The 20043-nt window shown below is 69.7% G+C and carries 13 protein-coding genes; 7 read left to right on the forward strand and 6 right to left on the reverse strand.

Going from position 1 to position 20043, the window contains the following annotated elements; genetic code table 11:
• The first annotated feature begins 1522 nt into the window (after window positions 1-1522).
• The 7 genes from ACWCPW_RS30730 (at window position 1523) to ACWCPW_RS30760 (ending at window position 13450) form a co-directional block, all read left to right on the forward strand.
• Complete coding sequence (locus ACWCPW_RS30730; RefSeq protein WP_449764821.1) at window positions 1523-2995, forward strand: hypothetical protein; 1473 nt, start codon at window positions 1523-1525, stop codon at window positions 2993-2995.
• 258 nt (window positions 2996-3253) lie between these two features.
• Window positions 3254-4735, forward strand: coding sequence for a hypothetical protein (locus ACWCPW_RS30735; RefSeq protein ID WP_449764822.1), 1482 nt, complete (start codon window positions 3254-3256; stop codon window positions 4733-4735).
• Window positions 4736-4879: 144 nt separating this feature from the next.
• A complete protein-coding gene (locus ACWCPW_RS30740) occupies window positions 4880-7405 on the forward strand; it encodes a hypothetical protein (RefSeq protein ID WP_449764823.1) in 2526 nt (841 codons plus the stop codon).
• A gap of 198 nt (window positions 7406-7603) precedes the next feature.
• A complete protein-coding gene (locus ACWCPW_RS30745) occupies window positions 7604-8626 on the forward strand; it encodes an AAA family ATPase (protein ID WP_449764889.1) in 1023 nt (340 codons plus the stop codon).
• A complete protein-coding gene (locus ACWCPW_RS30750; RefSeq protein WP_449764824.1) occupies window positions 8626-9819 on the forward strand; it encodes a DUF58 domain-containing protein in 1194 nt (397 codons plus the stop codon). The genes ACWCPW_RS30745 and ACWCPW_RS30750 overlap by 1 nt, the downstream gene beginning before the upstream one ends.
• Window positions 9816-12260, forward strand: coding sequence for a DUF3488 and transglutaminase-like domain-containing protein (locus ACWCPW_RS30755; protein WP_449764825.1), 2445 nt, complete (start codon window positions 9816-9818; stop codon window positions 12258-12260). Before ACWCPW_RS30750 ends, ACWCPW_RS30755 begins: the two co-directional genes overlap by 4 nt.
• A 122-nt stretch (window positions 12261-12382) precedes the next feature.
• Window positions 12383-13450 (forward strand): hypothetical protein, encoded by a 1068-nt coding sequence (locus tag ACWCPW_RS30760; RefSeq protein ID WP_449764826.1) that lies wholly within the window; start codon window positions 12383-12385, stop codon window positions 13448-13450.
• Between the two features lie 16 nt (window positions 13451-13466).
• Here ACWCPW_RS30760 and ACWCPW_RS30765 read toward each other — a convergent pair whose 3' ends face one another.
• From ACWCPW_RS30765 to ACWCPW_RS30790, 6 genes are read right to left on the reverse strand one after another with little or no spacing between them, the layout of a single operon-like run.
• Complete coding sequence (locus ACWCPW_RS30765; protein ID WP_449764827.1) at window positions 13467-13820, reverse strand: hypothetical protein; 354 nt, start codon at window positions 13818-13820, stop codon at window positions 13467-13469.
• Window positions 13821-13867: 47 nt separating this feature from the next.
• Window positions 13868-14470: a hypothetical protein gene (locus ACWCPW_RS30770; RefSeq protein WP_449764828.1), complete on the reverse strand. Its 603-nt coding sequence runs from the start codon at window positions 14468-14470 to the stop codon at window positions 13868-13870.
• Between the two features lie 40 nt (window positions 14471-14510).
• Window positions 14511-15158, reverse strand: coding sequence for a DUF4913 domain-containing protein (locus ACWCPW_RS30775; protein WP_449764829.1), 648 nt, complete (start codon window positions 15156-15158; stop codon window positions 14511-14513).
• Window positions 15155-16918, reverse strand: coding sequence for a type IV secretory system conjugative DNA transfer family protein (locus tag ACWCPW_RS30780; RefSeq protein WP_449764830.1), 1764 nt, complete (start codon window positions 16916-16918; stop codon window positions 15155-15157). The genes ACWCPW_RS30775 and ACWCPW_RS30780 overlap by 4 nt, the downstream gene beginning before the upstream one ends.
• Before the next feature lie 59 nt (window positions 16919-16977).
• The gene (locus tag ACWCPW_RS30785) at window positions 16978-18657 is read right to left on the reverse strand and encodes a hypothetical protein (protein WP_449764831.1); all 1680 of its coding nucleotides are present in this window, start codon (window positions 18655-18657) and stop codon (window positions 16978-16980) included.
• A gap of 1 nt (window position 18658) precedes the next feature.
• Window positions 18659-20032 (reverse strand): ATP/GTP-binding protein, encoded by a 1374-nt coding sequence (locus ACWCPW_RS30790; protein ID WP_449764832.1) that lies wholly within the window; start codon window positions 20030-20032, stop codon window positions 18659-18661.
• Between the last annotated feature and the right edge of the window lie 11 nt (window positions 20033-20043).

Below are 20043 nucleotides of genomic sequence, written 5' to 3' on the forward strand. Positions count from 1 at the left end.
GAGCACCCGCCCGCTCCCGACGCGGCCCCTCAGCCCGAGCATCCGCCTGCTGAGCCCGCGCCCGCAAACCAGCCCGCAACCTCGTCAAGAAACCCTGATCAGCACCATTCGCCGGAGCATTCGCCCGCGCCTGACGACGCACCCGCCGCGCCTCCCGAGCCGCAACCCGGTTCGCAGCCCTGGTCTGACGCCGCGCCTGACGCGCCTGGCGAGCCGCAACCCGGTTCGCAACCCTCGCCTCACGCCGCGCCTGACGCCGCCCCTGACGAGCCTCCCGAGCACCCGCCCGCTCCCGACGCGGCCCCTCAGCCCGAGCATCCGCCTGCTGAGCCCGCGCCCGCAAACCAGCCCGCAACCTCGTCAAGAAACCCTGCCTCGGCCCCGTGCCCCGAGCATTGGCCCTCGCCTGCCGCATGTTGCGCACGGCGTCGCGGCCCCTGAGCACTTGGTTCCGCACGCCCCGGGCACCCGCCAGGAGGCCACGGCCGGCCCAACGAAGACCCGTCCATGTACCCCGACCCACCGCACGAGTTCCCGCCCAGATGCCCCGACCCACCGCACGAGTACGCGCGAACCGACCTCGACCCACGGGCCGACTGGGCGCGGTCGGCGTTACCGGCGTCGTCGAGTTGCGCTGCGCCGCCGCCTCCGCACGCCGCGTCCGCCGCTCCGCGAGCCCTCGACGGACAGCGTTCAAGGGTCGCGTGACGACCGCCTGGTACGCCCGTCGCGCCCCCGCCGCCAAGCGGGTGCGCAACGGCTGCCGTTCCGGCGCCAGGTCGGTCAGGGGCGGCAGACCGTTCCGCTCCCGAAGCGCATTCAGCTGGGTCCGGTTGAGACCCGGCACATCACGCAATACCGAAGCGTCCGAACGCAGCCCCTCACCCTGCTGCTGCCGCCCGGCGTTCGTCTCCCGCTGCGGAGCGGCCGCCTCCCGCTGCGGTGCGGGCGCCTCCCGCTCCGGCGCCGGCTCTCGTGGGGCCGGCTCGGGTGTCGGGCTTGCCGCTTCGGCGGCCGGAGTATCGGCGGCGGCGTTCGCGCCCGCGTCCACGCCGGCGTTCCCGCCGGGCAGGGGCCCGGGAATGGGAATCGTCTTCGCCCGTACATTGCGGGCGACGAAGGAGGACCACAGACCGCGGAAGAAGCGCACGGTGGCGGCAACGGGGCGCGTGATCACCCGGAAGAAGGCCGAGAAGAAGCGGCGGAAACGACCGCCGCGAGCGACGGGCTCCAGATTGAGCCACGGATTGGGGGTCGCCACCGGCCGCATCTCCCTTTGACGCACGGAAAACTTCACGGTAGTGATCACGAGCACACCACGACTAGGTCGCAACACGCGGACCCGTCACGGATATTCGCGCGATCCGTCCGTTGCACACGACTCCGCGCGGGCGTGCCGGCCGGGCGCAAACTTCATCGCCGCGGAAAGTCCACTCGCGTACATCGACTAGCCAACGCCTGCCCCATACTGCTAGAGCTGTTCGATACTTCGGGGGAGACGGACGATGGGTCAGGCGGTTACATGAGTGACGAGTCACGCAAGTCGTCGCCGAGCGGGCCGCGTGGTCGTGGAGCCGCCGCTCGCGACGAAGCCCTGCGGGTGTCCCTGCACGGCGCTGTCGCGCGAATTCGACAGGCGCTGGCCGACGATCCGGTACGCACTCGCTCCGAGAGCGAACTCGAGTCGCTTCGGGAACGGTTCGCCGATCACGGTGTGATCGTCGGGGCCCGGCACGGACTCCTCGACGTGCCCACGCCCCAGGTCCTGTCGGCGTGTACCACGCCCGATTGGGCCTCCCGTTCGATCCTGCACTTCGTCGCCCTGCAAGCCGCCGTCGAGGACGAGCTGCGGGGCATGTTGTCCGTCGCCGCGAACGAGGCGTCGGCCTCGGGCGATCTCGTACCGACCTGGACCGCGCCCAAGCGCAGCGCCGGTGACGACTGGCTCGGCATCCCCTCGATCTGGCAGGGTCGAATCGCCGAACCCCTGGGCGCGCTGGACGAGTTGTGGACGACGACGTGCCGCGCCGTGCTGCGACGGGCGCCGGACGCCGACGCACTCCTGCGCCGGCTGGACCTGTTGCTGCCGGCCACCCACGATCGCCGCGTCGCGCCGTTGTCCGGCGGAGCCGGCATCCAGGCCTTGCGCGAACGCATCACCGAAGGGGCGATCGCCTGGGACGATCCCGCCTCGGCACCGCCCGCCGGCTCGTTGTGGGTACCGGAGGGTTCCGGCGCCAACCCCTGGTTGCTGCAGGCGGCGAACGCGGCCCCGGCCGCCGGGATCACGCCCATCGTGTCCACCGCGTGGTGGTCGTGGTTGCGCGCGCTGTGGTCCCGGCTGACCGATCGGGTGTCCGCGTCGCTCGTCCCGGCGGTGACCGAACTGCTCAGCCGGATCCTGACCCGACTGCTCGCGCTGTGGGCGGACCACGTGAGCCGTCGCGAGGCGCAGTCGCCGGCACCGAATCTGCCCACCGGCGGAATCGATCTCGAAGCCCGCGGCCTGCCTTCGCTGCGCGCCGCGGTCGCCGCGGCGGAGTCGACGATCGACGCTCCACCGGCGGTGCGACCGCGTCCGGTGCGCCCGGTCGTCGATCGGCCCGCGCCCGCCCGCACGAACCCGAGTCCGGCGAAACCGATGCCGGCACCGGCACCGGCAGCGGCGCCCCCGGCGGCGGCGAACCCGGCGGCACGACCGGCCGGCACCGCGACCAAGACCAGGCCCAGGACCAGGCCCGCGCCGGCGACATCCCCGGCTCCGGCCTCCGCTCCGGTCTCGACGCCCGCCCCGGCCCCGGCGGCGGCCGCACCCGCGGCGCCCACCCGTCGGGTGTCGTCCGTACGCACCCTGTCCGGCCCCTCGACCCGCCACCTCTCGGAGACGCAACCCGCCCGGGAGCCCGACGCCGACCGTGTCGCCTCACTCGCCAGGATCGGCCTGCTTCCCGTCGCGGGCGCGATCTCGAAGGTCCGTACCACGAAATCGGGTTAGGTCCGGTCGGACGCGCCATCGAAGGTCCACACGACAAGGCCGGCCGGCTCCGGCAGGGCCTCGAAACTCCACACGACCAAGGTCGAAATGCGCGGAGGCCGCGCCCGATCCCGCGTTTTGTGACCTATCGCGTTCCGATCCGCGCCTCTAGGCTCCTGTCGCGCCGGCACGAGCCCTGACCTGTCCATGCGGCGAGTCGCGGACTCCGGAGCGGAGTCGCCCCGCCGAGCGGAACGGAAATCCGTGATTCGCCCACGCTTGCCCCTGATATCCCTGCTGATCGCTGCCGCGCTGGCGCTGAGCGGTTGCTCGAGTGCCGGGAGCGGGAGCGTTCCCCTGGTGCGCAATCCGGTCGACGAGCCGGTCAAGGCACCCAAGCTGGTGGTTCCCGCCGGCTTCGACGTGAACAACGGCTGGCAGGCCGATGTCCGCAGCCGGGCCTATGTCGTCGCCCCGAAGGTCGGCGCGCTGGTCAGCATCGACATCCGCAGCGACATCCCGTCCGCGGGCAGTGAGTCCACCACCCGAACCAAGACCGCCGTCGTCGCCCGTAGCGCCACCGACGGCAAGGTCTGGTGGTGGTCCCAGCCGGTGACCCCGCTGCAGGATCAGGAACGCCCGGTCCTGTCGCTGATCACTGTTCGCGACACCGAGATGATCGTGCTGATGCGGTTGGGCACGATCCCGGAGGACGGGCTCAGCCGGGCCCGACGCGTCGTGGTGGTGGACAGCTTCGTCGCCGCCAGCAGTGGCCGCAGCGTGATTCCGCGACAACATCTGGTGCGGGACGTACCCGAGGGGCTGACCGAGTTCCCGGCCCGGGTCGGGGACGGCGGGGTGTTGTTCCGCGACGACACCGAGGACCGCCAGGAGGCCCCGTTCGAGCGGGGTTCGGTGTGGAATCCCGAGACGGGCGAAGTCACGCCCACCGCGCCGACCGGACCGACTCCGCGTCGCTGCCTGCTGGGCGCCACCTGCGCGATGTTGTCGTATCCGATGTTGCCGACGGCCGCCGGAATGCTCAACGAGACCTGGCAGACGGTCGATTCCAAGGACGAGAACGGCCTGCCGGACACGTGCCGCACGCGCAGTTCCCGAGACGAGGCCTGTGGTCGCGGATTCGAGGTCGCCGGACGTTGGAACAGCGGATCGGTGGCCCCGCCCGGGCGCGCGCTCGGGGTACCGGTGAGTGTCACCAAGACCGCCGTGGTGGCGGCGTGGTGGACACCCGCCGAGGAGAACCAACCGCAGGAGTTTTTGTACGTCGTGCACGACCTGGTCACCGGGGCGGCGTTGACGCAGATCCCCTGCCACACCGCGCGCGACGACAACCCGGACGAATACCATCAACTGCTCCCCGCTCGGCACTCCCCCGACACCCGCTACCTCGTCGTCGGCCCGCTGGCCGTGGACATGCGCGGCGCGGCCGTGTGCTTCGCCCAGAACGATCGCAACAACGCGGTCGACCTGGAGGCGGTCTCCAACGCCGGCATCGCGTACGGAACGATCCAGAGCTCCGACGGCAGCGACAAGCTCAACGCCGGGCGCGCCGCGCTGAACATCACCACGAAGGGCATCGAGGCGCTGCCCGCCGGAGTTCGTCCCCCTTCGATGCTCACCGCCTCCAGTGTCGGGGTGTTCGTCACCCGCAACGTGGAGGGGCGGGAACCGGTCGACACGACCTTGACGATGTATCCGCCGCCGCCCGCCGTACCCGCCCCTACCAAGAAGAAGAGCTGAGCCGTCCGACGCGCGATTACCACATCGGCGGCGACGGTCCGGCCACTATCCCGATCGCGCGGAACGCTTCGCGCTCGGCGGATAGTTCGCCGACGGGCCGAACGTAAAGATTGACAATCGTTCCCTGTTTCGGGAAGAGGATCCATGTCCCAACACTCCGAGCCCGCCGCGCAGCCGGGTCGGACGATCGCCGCCTCCCTGTCGATCGAGTCGACCCGCCGTCAGGTCGCCCAAGCCGTCGCCTCGATCCGACGCGGCCGCGAGCGCTCGACCACCGTCGTCGCCGTGGTCGCCGTCGGCTCACTCTTCGCGACCTCCGTCGTCGTCGGAATCGGCGTTGCCGGAGCCGACGCCGACCTGGCCGACGTGGGCGCCTGGCTGCCCAGCGCGAACGGCAGCATGGTCCATGTCAACGGCCTCTCCGGCGACATCACCGGCCGGGTACGGCTGCCCGGGGCACCCGGCTCCAACTACCAGGTGAGCGAGGACGGCGACACCGTCCTGGTGATGGACGAGTCGACCGGCCAGGTCACCCGGATCGACCCCGCCCAGTTGACCGCTCCCTTGTCGGTCGACCTCGGCGACGCCGGCATGCAGTTGGTCACCGGTGGCGAGCGTGCGTGGTTGGTGGAGTCCGGTACGGCGCCGGGCGCCACGACGGCCGTGGTGCGGCCGATCGATCCGGGCACCCTCGCACCGCTGGGACCGCCGATCGCCCTCGGCGCCAAGCCGATCGGTCGCGCCCAGGCGGACGCCAAGGGCACGTTGTGGATCCCGATCCCCTCCAAGGGCGAGGTGATCCCGGTCCGCGGCGCCGTGTTGGGCACGCCGATCAAGGTGTCCGAGCCGAACAGCCCGATCATGCTCGCCCTCGTCGCGGACCGCGCGGTCGTCGTCGACGCGGCGGCCGGCGCCGCGAAGATTCTCACCGACACCGGCGTGCAGACGACCATCACGCTGCCGTCCGATCTGTTCAAGGGCGGCCTCGACAAGGCCGTCGTACCCGGCAAGAGCGAAGGACAGGTGCTTCCCGTCCTGAGCACCGCCGACGGCACCCTCGTCCTGGTGGACATCGCGGCGGGCAAGGTGTCCGCGGTACCGCTGGGCACCGGCGGGAACGTCCTGGGCGAGCCTCAGGTCCTGGGCAAGAAGGTCTACATCGCCGACCGCACCAGCGGTTCGCTGATCGTGTACAACACCGAGCAGGCCAAGCTCGAGGAGCAGGTCAAGGTCACCGGCGTCGCCGGCGAGCTGGAGACCTTCGTCCGCGACGGTCTGCTCTGGGTCAACGACGAGAAGAACGCCACCGCGGTCGTCGTCGACGGCGATGGCAAGCTGCACAAGGTACAGAAGTACGACGAGAAGGGCGGCAACCCGGTCCCGGGTGACGAGCTGCCCCCGACGCTTCCGCCCTCGACGCCGCCCGCCGACGATCAGCAGCGGCCGAACAACCCGGGCAACGCCGACGTCCCGCCGAACCCGAAGGACAACGACGGGGACGGCGACAACGACCGCGGCAACGACCGCGGCAACGACGACCCGGGCCGGGACAAGCCCACGGATCGTCCGACCCAGGGCGGCGGCAACACGTCCACCCCCGATCCCGGCAAGGACCCGAAGCCCCAGCCCACCGCCACCATCACGGTCACCGCCCCGCCCGTCCCGACGGGCTCCTCGACACCGTCGGCCACGACGACGCCTACGGCGAGCAGTACGCCGTCGGCATCCGCGTCCGCGACCAAGAGCCCCTCGGCGTCCGGCACGCCGACGGCTCCGGGTGGTTCCGCGACGGCGAGCCCCACGCAGACGACGCCGACCCCCAAGCCTCCGGAGCAGACGGCTCCGGGTACGCCGCAGGCGAAGTCCGGCGCGGGCTTCATCACCGTCACGTTCCCCAAGTCCAGTGGAGCAACGCCCCAGAGCTACCGGATCGACGGTCTCAAGGACGGCATGAAGGCCGAACCCGCCTCCTTGGGCCCCAAGGCCACGTCGTCGTTCAAGGTCACCGGCGGCCAGTGCAAGACGGAGTACAGCTTCACCGTGACCGCGGTCTTCGCCGACGGTGTGGAGAAGACGTCGAAGCCCTCCACAGCGGTGCGCCCCTGCACGGTCCCGGCGGCGCCCAAGGGCCTCACGTCGAAGCCCGCCGCCGGCGGCCACGGCGGCACGTTCACGTGGACCGACGTCGCAGGCCTCACGTACTCGATCGACTTCCAGGACAAGACCACGAAGTCCACCACCGCCAAGTTCGCGGTGAGCAACCTCAAGAACAGCCACACATACCCGATCACCATCAGCGCGACCAACGAGGCCGGCACCAGCCCCAAGGCCACGGGCAGCCTGAACCTGACCCCGCCGAAGCACACCTACAAGGTCGGCCCGAACATCGACAACAACGTCACGATCGGCATCCGGACCGGCCCCTCCGTGGCGGGAACCACTCGCGCCGGCTACATCGCGGCCGACTACACCGGCAACATCACCGTGATCTGCCAGGTCAAGGGCGAGCACCAGGTCCGCCAGGGAACCAACGTGACCGGTTCGATCTGGGACAAGGTCGAGTACAGCGGACCGGGCGACCCCGGCAACGGCTGGACCAGCGACCTCTACATCCGCACGCCCAACTCCAACAGCGGCAGTTTCTCGCCGGAGATCTGGCAGTGCGAGTGAGCGCGGCCGGCGAACCCGCCTGACGCGACACACATTTCCTGGTGGTGCGCCCCCTCTCCCGATCGGGGGCGCACCACCGAGTCACCCCGCCCGTCCGCGACCACACACGCGTCAAGACGCGGCAAGCCCTCCCGCCTTCCCCGACCGTCCACGGCACGGAGCGACGGTGGGCGATCGACCTGGAGCGCCGTGAACACGATGCCATCGACGACGAACGACGATCGTCAGAACTCTCTGCCGTTCCATGCCCCCGACGCGCTGGCGCTGTTCGGCGAGTGCTTCAGTGCCCTCGCCGACAACATCGAACGGGTCGTGGTCGGCAAGCGGGAGCAGATCGAACTGGCCCTGACCTGCCTGTTCGCCGAGGGTCATCTGCTGGTCGAGGACGTGCCCGGAACCGGCAAGACGACCCTCGCCCGCGCGCTCGCGGCATCGCTCGACGCGGCGTGGCAGCGCGTCCAGTTCACCCCGGACCTGTTGCCGTCCGACATCACCGGCGTGTCGATGTTCCGCCAGACGACCAACACGTTCGAGTTCCTGCCCGGACCGATCTTCGCGAACATCGTGATCGGCGACGAGATCAACCGGGCCTCGCCGAAGACCCAGTCCGCGCTCCTGGAGGTGATGGAGGAGGCCCGGGTCACCGTGGACGGCGTCGCGCACCCGGTGCCCCGCCCGTTCATGGTGATCGCCACCCAGAACCCGGTGGACATGTCCGGCACGTATCCGCTGCCCGAAGCGCAGTTGGACCGCTTCCTGATGCGGATGTCCTTGGGCTATCCGGACCTGCGCTCGGAGGTGGCGGTCGCGGCCGGGGCGAACGGCGCCCCCTCGATCGAGACGCTCCCCACGATCGCGACGGCGCAACACATCCAGGAGTTCGTCCAGATCACCCGCAGCCGGGTCAAGGCGGTCGAATCCGTCGTGGAGTACGCCGTGCGGATCGGCCACGCGACCCGGGAGTCGGCGCACACCCGACTGGGCGCCGGACCGCGCGGCAGCGTGTCGTTGATCCGGGCCGCCCGGGTCCGGGCCGCGTCGCAGCGCCGCGCGCACATCCTGCCCGAGGACATCAAGGCGCTCGCCGGACCGGTCCTGACGCACCGTCTGTTGCTCACCCCCGAGGCGGAATTGAGCGGCGTCACCGCCGCCGACGTGCTCACCGAGGTGCTCTCCCAGGTCAGCGTCCCGAGCGCGACGGCACTGAAGGCGAACGCTTGATGCTCTCGTCCAGCGGGCGCGGAGTGCTCGTCTTCGGCCTGGTCCTGTGCGGGCTCGGCTGGGGGCTGGGGTACCGCGAGGGAGTGGTCCTTGGCGTCGCGTGCCTGGTCTCCGTGACCGTCGCCGTGACCTGGACCCTGCGCCGCTCCTCCGTGGCCGCGAAACGCGAAGTGGTGCCCGCGAAGGTCGCCCGCGGCGACGTCGCCCAGGGCCGGGTGACCCTGGCCAACACCGGGCGGCGGGCGCTGCGCGGACTGCGGGCCGAGGACCGCGTGGCGGGCCTGATGGTTCCTCCCGTCGACCTGCCGCCCGTTGCCGCCGGTGCCGAGATCCGGGCCCGGTACACGCTGCCCACGCATCGTCGCGGCCGGGTGGAGATCGGCCCGATGCACCTCGTGCGCAGTGATCCGCTCGGGCTGACCCGGCGTTCGCGGCGGCACGGCGAGTTGGAGACCCTGCTCGTGCGACCGCGCACGATCGCGCTCCAGTCGCTGCCGGCCGGCCGCACCCACCACCTCGAGGGCCCGAACTCCGACACCGCGGACGACGGGACGCTCACCTTCCATTCGCTGCGCGAGTACGTCATGGGCGACGACCTGCGTCGGGTGCACTGGCGTTCGACCGCGCGCACCGGAACGATGATGGTCCGCAAGCTGATCGACGTGAGCCTGCCGCAGACCACGCTGGTCCTGGACACCAACCTCGCCGCGTTCGCCGAGGGGGTGAACGCCGACGAGCGCGACGAGGCGTTCGAGGTCGCCGTCGACGTCACCGCCTCGGTGGCGCTGGCCGCCGCGAGCAACAACTTCCCGCTGAAGGTGGTGACCGGGCGCGGCGCGCTGCCCGCTCCCCTGGGCGATCACCGCAGTGCCGAGCACTGGCTCGACCTGCTCGCCGAGGTCTCGGCACACGAGGACCACTCGTTGTCGGACGCCTTCGACGTGGTCGAACGCACCCGGGCGGGCGACACGCTGATCGTGGTCACCGGCAGCACCGACACCCCCGGGTTGCCGCGGATGGACCGGGTCCAGAGCCGGTTCGATCGCGCGTTGCTGATTCGGGTCGTCCCGCCCTCGACCACCGACCCCGGCCGGCGCCCGACCGCCCGGCCGACCGCGATGCACGTGTCGCAGATCCGGGTGTCCAGCCTGGAGGAGATGGCCGTGGCGTGGCGCAAGGAGATATCCCGGTGAGCACCACTCTCGACGATCGTCCGGTGGAGTCCCGACCCGCCGGCGATTCCCGGCCGGGCGGACCGGCGGCCACGCCGCCCGCGGGCGCGAACCACCCGCGCGGGCGGCTCGATCGGCCGGACGCCGACCGGCGTTCCCTGTGGTCGCTGATTCCCGTGACGCTCGCCGCGTTGTCGGTGGGCTGGGCGTTCGGCCGCACGTTCGAGACGCGCGACCTGCTGCCGGTGATCCTCCCGTCCGCGATCGTGCCGGTGTTGTTGTCCGTCGCCTGCTCGCGACCGGTGCGGTCCCCGTCGCCGTCGGGCACCGCCGCTTGGACCGGGGCGGCCGGGGCGGCTCGACGCGGTCCCGCCGTACGGCCGTTGTGGCCGTCGTTGATCATCACCGTGGTGTGCTGGTCGCTGGTGATGTCCGCGACGCTGTTCCGGGACCGGGCCGCGGGTGGTTTCCTGCCGAGCATCGGGCTGATCCGGGAGATCTGGTCGGCGCTGTTGGACGCGCCGCACGCGGTGTTGAGTGTGGTGGCGCCGGTGCCCGATGAAGCCGAGATGCTCGTGCTGCCCGCGACGTGTGTGTGGCTCGCCGCCCTCGGCGGGGCCGAGTTGGCACTGCGTACCCGCACGGTCGTCGCGCCCGCGGTGCCCGCGGTGTTGGTGTTCGCGGTGCCGGCCGTGCTGGGGACGGGTGGGCCGGGAAGCAATGTCGCGGCGTCGGTGGCGCTGGCGGGCTCCGTCGGCCTGCTGCTCGTCTCCCGGCGTCCGGGACGCGGATCGGGGCTGCGCAACCTGTCGATCGGCCTGCCGTTGGTGGTGGCCTCGTCGGTGTTCGCGGGCGCGGTCGGTCCCGCGCTGCCCGGGGCGACCTCGCGCGAGGCACCGGACCTGCACACGCTCGTCGAACCGCCCACCGATGTGCGCCTGGGCGGGGCCAGCCCGCTGGATCGCATCTCCGCGTGGTTGCAGACCCCCGAACGTCCACTGTTCACCGTCGCCGGCCCGGCCCCCGCGGAACGCAACTGGCGGCTGGCGGTGTTCGACTCCTACAACGGGGTGCGCTGGGCTCCGGCCGACGACCTGCGCACCACGACCGGGCGCGTTCCCGACCGCGAGGACACCTCCGTGGTGTCCAAGACGGCCGAGTCGCATCTGGTGACCATCAAGGAACTCGGCGGGATCTGGCTGCCCGCGGCGGACCGGCCGCGCGAGATCCGGCCCCCGGCCGACCTCGAGATCTCGGTGGAGCAGCACAGCGGCACGGTGGCCGCACACCGGCGGCTGACCGCGGGAACCCGCTACCAGGTCGACTCGCGCGTCCCGGTCCTGGATCCCAACCGCCTGCAATTCCTGCCGGTCGGTACGGATCCCGCCTTCATCGCGCTGCCGGACAAGGACGTCACGGGTGAGCCGTTCGAGGCGCTGCCGGTGTTTCGGCGACTCGCCGAGGAGGCCACCAGCGGTGCCAGCTTCCCCTACCAGCAGGCGCTTCGGCTCGCGTCGTGGTTGCGCGCCAACTACCGATACGACATCACGGCCACCCCGGGACACTCGTACCGCAACCTCCAGTTCTTCCTCGAGTCGGGCAGGATCGGCACCTCGGAGCAGTTCGCGACCGCGTTCGCGGTGATGGCACGCACGCTGAACCTCCCGAGCCGCGTGGTGGTCGGGTTCTCCTCGGGGACCGACATCGGCGGCGGGGTGCGCGAGGTGCGGGCCGGGGACGTGGTCGCGTGGCCCGAGATCGAGTTCGCGGGCGCCGGGTGGGTGCCCTTCTTCCCCACCCCGGGACGCCAGAACGAACCGGGTGACCGGAACAAGGCTCCCGGCCAGGACGTGGCCCAGCCGGGCACGGTGGCCTCGCCGCCGCCTCCGCAGCTCACCCGCGACCAGGTGGACGCGGGCATCGAGGGCACCGATCGCAGCGGGGTGGCCCCGGACCCCCACGACCGCGGGGACGAGGGTTCCGGTGTTCCGTGGTGGCTCGTGGCCGCGGTGATCGCCGTCGTCGTACTGCTGGGCTACGCGGTGTTGGTCTTCGCCGCACCACGTGTGGAGCGGCGTCGACGTCGCGGCGGCAGCCCGAACGAACGGGTGCTGGGCGCCTGGCAGTTGATCGGCGCCGCGCTCACCCGAGCCGGTCTGCCGGCCGGGAGCGCGGCGACGGCGCAGGAGGTCGCGGTGTACGGCGGCGCGCTGCTGCCCGCCGAGGTCGGGGCACGACTGCCCGCGCTGGCGGACCTGGTCAACGACTGCGCGTACGGCGAACGGGTCGCCACACAGCAGGAAGCCGACGACGCGTGGAGTCTGTGCGCCGCCCTGGAAGGGGTGTTGCGCCGCGAGTCGTCCACGACGTCCCGCCGGCAGCGCGTGCTTGCGCGCTGGCGGCCGCGCAGGGTCATCGGGGTATTCGGGTTGTCGAAAGGACGGCGGGAGTGGGGGCAATGAACAGCGGGGGAGCTTCGGGGATTCGGGCCGGCACGAGGGCCAAACTGGTGCGCCTCACCGCACTCGTCGCCGTCGGCTCGTCCTTGGTCGGATGTAGCGAAGCGGCGAATCGCTTCATCCAAATGTCGGCCCAGCAGCTCATCTTCGGTCCCGGGTCGGCGACGTCCGACATGTTGGACGCGTCCGCGATTCCGGAGAAGTATCAAAAGTACATACCGCAGATCGAGAAGGCCGGTGAGGCGTGCGCGGATGTGTCCGCGCCCTTGATCGCGGGGCTGATCGAAACCGAGACGAGTTGGGACCCTCCCGAGGTGAACGACGATCGCGGTCGGGCCCAGGGTCTCGGTCAGTTCATGCCGGACACTTGGGACGGAGACAAGGGCAAGGACAACGGGCGCGGTCGCGACGGAAACGGTGACAACAAGAAGGACATCGGCGAGCCGGCCGACGCGATCATCGCGATCGGCGACTATCTCTGCTCCATCGCCGAGCACGTGCGCAAGCTTCAGGAGGAGGGGAAGATCCCCAACGTCAAGCCCGGCGCTCAACTCAAGATGCCGGACCTGATGTTGGCGGGCTATCTCCGCGGCGAGAACGTCTGGACCAACCCCCCGCCGAAGACGACCTTCCTGTCCAACGGCATGCCGGACGTGGACGATCCGAAGAACAAGAAGCCGCAGGAATACGCGGACTCCATCATCAAGCTTGCCAAGGAGAAGTACTCGAAGAAGGGCGTGGGCGGCAACGTCCCCGCAGTGGTGGGTTCGGATCGACAGGCCATCATCGCGCGGGCGAAGGTGTGGACCGATGCCCATGTCCCCTACAGCCAGACCACCTACAAGGACGGCTTCATGGCCGACGGCAAGACGAAGCAGAGGTACCGCACCGACTGCTCGGGGTTCGTCACCATGGCGTGGGGCGTCGAGGCCGGGGCGAACACGACGATGATGACCGGCATGACCGAGTCGATCAAGAAGGACGCGTTGACGGCCGGTGACATCATCCTCGACGACGACGGCGGCAACTCCGGCCATGTCGTGCTGTTCGAGAAGTGGGTCGACGACAAGCGCAACGAGTACTGGGGTTACGAGGAAGCCGGCAGTACCGGCGCGATCTACCGCAAGATCCCCTACCTGTACTTCAACGGATCGGGGCCGTACGAACCGCGCCGGCTGAAGGGCCTCAAGTAGGCCCCCCGCCCGCCGGTCACGTACCGGCGGGCACCATGCCGATCGTCACGGCCGCGGCGCGAGTGGCCTTCACGTCGCGGCCGCCCTCGACCGCCCGGCTCGGCGCCGCGAGGCCGTCCCGGATCAACTGGTCGCGGTAGGTGCCCGGCGCCTCCAGCGGCTGAACGGGTCGATCGAACCCGCGCCCGACCACAGCGAGCGGACCCGGCGCCGGCTGAGGCGCGGCCGTCATCTCCAAAGGCCCGTAGCCCAGGGCCCACGCGGGAACCGACCGGCCAGGCGCCGCCGCCGGCAGCGCCTTGCCGACGGCGGTCCAGAGATTCCCGATCGCCGACGGCTCGGGTCGCGAGGGACCGGCCTGCTCACTCACGTCGCCTCCCGGCCTGGATGGATGTCTCGGATCTCGTTACCTGTCGATCAAAGGTTGAACATCTCGCGGGCACGCTGGGGAACCTGGCCGCTGCGATGCAGCACTTGAGCCCGGTCCCGGGCGGGCTGCGCCTGTGCGGCGAAGCCCAACGCCCTGCGCTGCGCGACGACCGCTCGCCTGCCCATCTTGGCGGCACTGCGTCGCGCGCTCGTCCTGCGCCGCTCCGCGGCACGTCGCTCGATGCCGGGCGCGAACCGGCGGCCCCCGCCCGGGGCGTTGATCTCGTTCAATCGCATGGTCTGCGCCCGGCTGCGGTCCGCGAAGAACTGCACCTTGGCCCGATTGTCGGCCGCCTTGACCGCCTGGTCCTCGTACTTGCGATAGGCCCGCGCTCCCGCGCGCATTCCGGAGTTCTGGCCGTAGAACTTCGCCGACTGCCATCTGGCCGCGACATTGGCCACGCCCTTGGCCAGGCCCGCCTTCATGGCGGGACCGAGGACCTTGTAGTGGTCCTTCCGCTTGTTCTTCATATGCTTGCGGGCCTTGTCGAGACCCTTGCTGACCCACGAGATGATCGGTTGGGCCATGTTGGCCGCGTCCTCGATGAAATGAGGACCACCATTGGGGCCGAACTCGACGGCTTGGCTCATCGCTCATCCCTTCCGTGCCGGCTGATGCCTCCGGCGAACATCACGGCCAGCCCGGGCGGTTCAGCTTGGCCTTCTGGAGGTCGTACTGTTCCTTCGGCCGTTCCGGTTGCCCCGGCGTTTCGAAGTCGTCCTCGATCTCGTAGACGACGTCGCCATCATCCCATGAAGCGTCGGGATCGCGCGGGGTCACCCGGAACGCCGGGTCGTCCCACATCTCCGGCGGCGAGGGTTCGACGGGCAGCTCCGCGAGGGGGCGATCCGAGTGACCCTCGCGCGGGTCACAGGCGACGAAGGGGCCCAGTTCGGGATCCATCAGCATGCGCAGGTGTGGGTCCGCGTGCTGGAGCCACCAGGTCGACATGCCCAACGCCGCGTCGTGGCGCAGGTATTCGAACGCGCGCCAGATCGCGGTGAAGCGAATGATCGCCTCGGGATGCTTCCACCACGCGGGGCACCACATGATCGACGAGCGGTTCAACCGGCGTTCGATCACCTTGACCATGTAGTCGACGACGAAGCGATCGACCGATTCGAAGACGAACTCGGGCTCGGGCTCTTCGTCGAACTCCTCCGGATCGGGCGGTGCCTCCTCCTGCGCCTGCCGGGCGGCGGCCTCGGTCATCGCCCGGAATCGCTCCAGCGCGTCGCCCTGCCCCCAGACGTCCTCGTCCGGGAGTTCGCCGCTCATTTCACCGCCTTGGCCATGTTGATCTGGGCGGCGTTCATCACCTGGGACGGGTCGTAGGTGTTGATCGACTCCTGGATCCGGTCGGCGTACTCCGTCTCCCACCACGGCACGGTGCGCACCAGGGTCGGGCGCGAACCACTGATCTGCACGAAGGCCCGGCCGCGCGGCATCGACATCAGGTCCGACGCGTCCAGCACCGCCTCGGGCCGGCTGGCCCGGCTGATCCCGCGATGGTCACCGAACTTGTGGCTGGTGGACGTGGTGCGGGGTTCGAACATGCCCGCGGACTTGGCCAGGTTCTCCAGGAACGACACGTCGGAGACGCCGCCCCCGTACACCCGGATGTTCGCCGAACCCCACAACTTCTGCATGCCGTTGTCGCCCCACACCGAGACGCCCTGGGCCCAGGACTGGAGGATCACCATCACGATCACGCCACGCGAACCGAAGTGGGTGTACTTGTCGGGAAGCGCCTTCCAGGGACAGACGTTCGCGGCCTCGTCCAGGACGAAGAGCGCCGGAATGGGCAGCCGTCCGTTGGGCGAGTCGCGCGAGTAGTTCTCCGCTTCCTCGGCCAGGATCGTGGTCAGCGCCATCACCAGCGGAGCCGCGATCTTGTTGGTCTCCTCGGACAGCAGGTAGAGGGTGTCCGAGGGGGAGCGCACGAACGCCATGTAGTCGAACTCGGGTCGGCTGGGGTCGCTTCCCGGCGTCACCCATTCGTTGATGTTCTCGGCCACCAGGAACGAGGCCATCTGGATCGCCGTGCCGTACACACCGGCCCGCTGCCGGTCGGGTTGACCGATCACCGACTCCACGGCCTCGGCGGGCATGTGATGGCCGCCGTCGCGCAGGATGCGCACGGGAGTGTCGTCGGTCGGGCGGGTCAGCCAGACGTAGACCTGGGTGATCGGACGCTTGTCGATCGAGGCCGCCAGCAGCAGGTTGGCGAACAGGTCCTGGGCGGCGGGCTCGAAGTAGGCGTCGCTGCGCGCGTGGTCCTGGCGGTTGACCGAGACGAACCGGGCGGCGAGCTTGACCGCCTTGACGATGCTGTCGCCGACGTAGGTCAGCGGGTTCCACCAGAAGACCGGCTTTCCACCCGCCTGGTTCTGCGGGTCGAAGATGTAGACCGTGCCCTTGGCCTCGCGAATGGCCCGGGTGGCGTCCACCACGTCGCGCTTGTTGGAGGTGACCACCACCGCGCCCGGGGCACTGACGATGTTCGGGATCGCCCTGGTCGCCGTCTTACCGGTTCGGGGACCCCAGATGTCGACGTGCATGTCCTCCCAGGAGCCCCACAGTTCGTTGTCGCCCCGCACGGTACGCCCGATGAAGACGCCGGGCGTGGTTCCCTTCGCGAGACCGAACTTGCCTGCCGTACGGGTGACTTGAGCCGTCATGGACGGGGCCAGTTCCTTGGGCGAGGCCAGGTAGCGGATGGCCATGTCGATCCGCTCGCGCTTGCCCCGGGCCTTCGTCCAGACCTTCCACCCGAGGCCGACCAGGACGAGCGCGACGACCAGTTGCAGGCACAGGTACACCGTCGCGATCGCGCCCGGCCATTGGTAGTCGCCGATGGCCAGGCGCACCCACAACACGAGTGGGTTGGGTCCGGGCTGTTCCGTCGGCCCTTCGGCCGCCAACGAGGCGGAGAGCCAGGTCATCACATGCAGCGCCACCAGTGCGACGATGCCGAACAGGAATACCAACGCCTCGAGTTCGACGTTGGGCCCTCTGCGCTTCTGAGTGGCGCTCATGCGTTACCTCCTGTCTTGTACGCACGGCCCGGGGCGCGCGGCCCCGGGCCGAACACTGCTCACCAACGCTGCGGCGCCGTCGCTCCTCCTGCGGGGCCGCCCGCGGGGACGGTGACTTGACGTGGCTGCGGTTGCGGCAGTCGAGGTTCCACGTACTTGGGCGACTTCATGAAGGCGCTTCCCTCGACGCCTCCACCGGTCTGGTTCAACTGGTGCTCGGCGACCGCTCCCAGCACCGGAATGGACATGGCCGCGAGCTTGCCGGTGCCAGGTGGTAGGCCGGTCGCGCCTTGCAGCACGTTGGAGGCCACGAACTTGGCGGCGGCGTTGACCGGCGCGGACGGAGGCACGGGCGGTGGTACCGGAACCGGCGGGGCCGGAGGAGTCGGAGGCTGCGCCTTGACCAACGACACCGGTGCCGGAGCCGGAGCCGGAGCCGGATCGTTGGACTGCTGCTGTTGCCGTTGCTGCTGTTGCTGTTGCTGTCGCCGTTGTTGCTGTGAGTCCGGGGGACCCGGCGGCCTGCGCCGGCCCCCGCCTCCGCCGCCGGCACCCTTGGCCATCATCGCGGCGGCTCCGGTGCCGCCCGTGGCGGCGACCGCGCCGAGCGCGGCCACACCCTTGGCGCCCATCGCCAGTGATCCCATCACCATGCCGTGGGCACCCTTGCCGTCCTCCGCAACGAGGCCGACCAAGGGATTGACCATGCGCATGGTCGCCGGTAGCGACAGCGTGCCCGCGGCGAGAATGATGACGCTGGCCAACCCCTCGGCGGCGCTGCCGTCCGCCGGACTGGCCCACATTCGGAACACGGGAACTATGACGAAGGCCGCCGTCGGTTCCAGCAGCGCGAACCCGATGGCGAAACTGAAGCATTTCTTCAGCGCCGATTTACCCGTTTCCGTTCCCGATCCGGCCGCGAATACGGGCATGATGCCCAGAAGTAGCGTCAAGCCTACGAGTCTGGCCAGCATGTATAGGTACAGCATCACCCCGCAGATGATGAGCAGGACTGCGGATACCAGGAACAGGAAGAAGTTGATCGGGTTCTGCTTGCTGCCCATGGGGGTGACTTCGAGGTACTTCTGGACGGCGTTGCAGACCTCGGCCTGGTTGACCGCCGTGTCGCCCTTTCCGGACAACCCTCTGATCATGAACCATTGGGTGAACGAATGGCCGGCGGTGAGCAGTAGGCCGAAGAACGCGATGCTCGAGGTGGTGACCACGATCAGCGTGAACATGGCCTTGACCATGCCCGACACCGCCATCGGGTTGCGCGAGAGCGCCATCTTCCCGGCCACCCACAGCAACGACAACACCGCGACGACCGTCGTGATGAAGATCGTGTGGCTGCGCAGCATGTTGGTGATGCCGCTCGCACCACGGTCGGAGCCGCCCGTGAACGGGGCATCGACCTTCAGCCACCAGCTGAGCGCGTCCGATGCCAACTGGCTCATCTCGTAGCGGATCCAGTTGATCGGCTCACCGAGAAAGTTGTACGGATTCTTCCGCTGGTCTTGCGACCATTGATCGACCGCCCACTTCCACTCGTCGTCCTTCAGCTCACAGGTGGTGATCCAGTTGTAGGCGTCGTCGGGATGGAATTTTTCACACCCGAACCTGCCGATTTCGTAGTCCTGCGACTCCGGCCAGACGTGGAAAGCACCCGTGAACGGGTTGTGTGCCTTTTTCTCGTTGATATCGACGCCGTATGGATTGACCAGTGCGAAATCACACATCTCACCACCGCCTGTTCGTGTTGTTCACATCGAGTTCGGCCGGGGTGAGGTCGACGTGGACCGGGATTCCGGGGCGACCGCCCACTTTGATCATGAAGTTTCCGAGGCCGGGGGGTGGCGCCTCTTCGCCCCGCGTGGAGTCCCATGACGGCGGCGTCGACCAGTCCTCGATCATCCGCTGTTCGGCCATCGTCATCGGGACGACCGAGTTCAACTGCGGCATCTCCGCCGCGGGCAGACCACCGGTGATCACCATTCCCGCGCGTTCCACGAAGCCCTTGGCCTTCATCCGGTCCTCCTCGGCCGGCAGCGCGAGCAGGTCGGACATGGTGTGGGTGATCATCGCCATGCCCACACCGCGCTGGCGGTTGAGTCGGGTCAGTGCGTCCACACGGTCGACCAGGCCCCGGCCGGCGCGGAGTACACGCCACAGTTCGTCGAGGATGACGAAGTAGTTGCGCCTGGGCTCCAGCCCCGCGTCCGCCAATGCCTGGGCGACCGAGATCGCACCGAAGCCGTAGCTCCAGCACGCCAGCAACGCCGCGGCCTGGAGCGAGCTTTCGCCGTCGTCGATGGCACTGACGTCGAAGCAGACCGGGCTGTCCCGGCGCATCGGCTCCGAGGTCGGCCGGGAGAACATCTCCCCCAGTCGGCCGTCGCCCAGCAGGCCGATCAGCGACGACTCCAGGGTTTCGGTGATCTCCCGGTAGCGAGCCACGTCGCCTCGGTCCAGGGCCACCGCCCGGAGTTCGTCGGGCGCCTCCTGGATGACCTTCAGCAGGTCGGCGAGCACCGGTACCCCGGTGAAGCGATCGTCGAGCAGCTTCAGCGCCGCGTTGAGGATCGTTTCCTCACGGTCCGCGGGAGGTGCGCCGCGGAGCACCGTGATCAGGGAGGCGACGGCGTTGAGCCGTCGGCCGTGCGCGTCGGCCAGCAGCGAGCGGCGCGCGGCCTCCGGCAGTCGCGCGGCGGCGGCCTTCGACTCGCCCGGGTCGAGGACGTTGAGATAGCCACGTCCGCGGCCGAGTTCGATGACCTGTCCGCCGAGTGCGCGGATCAGGTCGGCGTAGTCGGGCTTGAGGTCGCCGAACACCACCGGGTTGACCCCGTACCCCGCCAGCCCCAGTGCCTGGCGGCGCACGATGGTCGACTTGCCCAAACCCGGCTTGCCGAGCACGAACTCACTCGGGTTGAGGATGAGTTTGGCCCGCTGGAACCAACTGATCGGGTCACAGCACAGCGTGCCGCCGCCGGTCAGCGAGCGCCCCAGCGGTACACCGACCGCGGGCGTGCCGGACCCGGCCGCGAACGGCCACAGCCCACAGACCTGGACGGTGGTGCCACGCCACTCGGGTGGCGCCTCGACATATCCCACCGAGCCCGCGC

It is taken from the genome of Embleya sp. NPDC001921 (assembly GCF_053594475.1).

Coding starts and splice junctions, on each gene's coding strand:
- ACWCPW_RS30730 (WP_449764821.1), top strand. CDS start 1,523: ATGAGTGACGAGTCACGCAAGTCGTCGCCGAGCGGGCCGCGTGGTCGT.
- ACWCPW_RS30780 (WP_449764830.1), bottom strand. CDS start 16,918: ATGAGCGCCACTCAGAAGCGCAGAGGGCCCAACGTCGAACTCGAGGCG.
- ACWCPW_RS30745 (WP_449764889.1), top strand. CDS start 7,604: ATGCCATCGACGACGAACGACGATCGTCAGAACTCTCTGCCGTTCCAT.
- ACWCPW_RS30750 (WP_449764824.1), top strand. CDS start 8,626: ATGCTCTCGTCCAGCGGGCGCGGAGTGCTCGTCTTCGGCCTGGTCCTG.
- ACWCPW_RS30785 (WP_449764831.1), bottom strand. CDS start 18,657: ATGTGTGATTTCGCACTGGTCAATCCATACGGCGTCGATATCAACGAG.
- ACWCPW_RS30760 (WP_449764826.1), top strand. CDS start 12,383: ATGTCGGCCCAGCAGCTCATCTTCGGTCCCGGGTCGGCGACGTCCGAC.
- ACWCPW_RS30770 (WP_449764828.1), bottom strand. CDS start 14,470: ATGAGCCAAGCCGTCGAGTTCGGCCCCAATGGTGGTCCTCATTTCATC.
- ACWCPW_RS30775 (WP_449764829.1), bottom strand. CDS start 15,158: ATGAGCGGCGAACTCCCGGACGAGGACGTCTGGGGGCAGGGCGACGCG.
- ACWCPW_RS30740 (WP_449764823.1), top strand. CDS start 4,880: ATGTCCCAACACTCCGAGCCCGCCGCGCAGCCGGGTCGGACGATCGCC.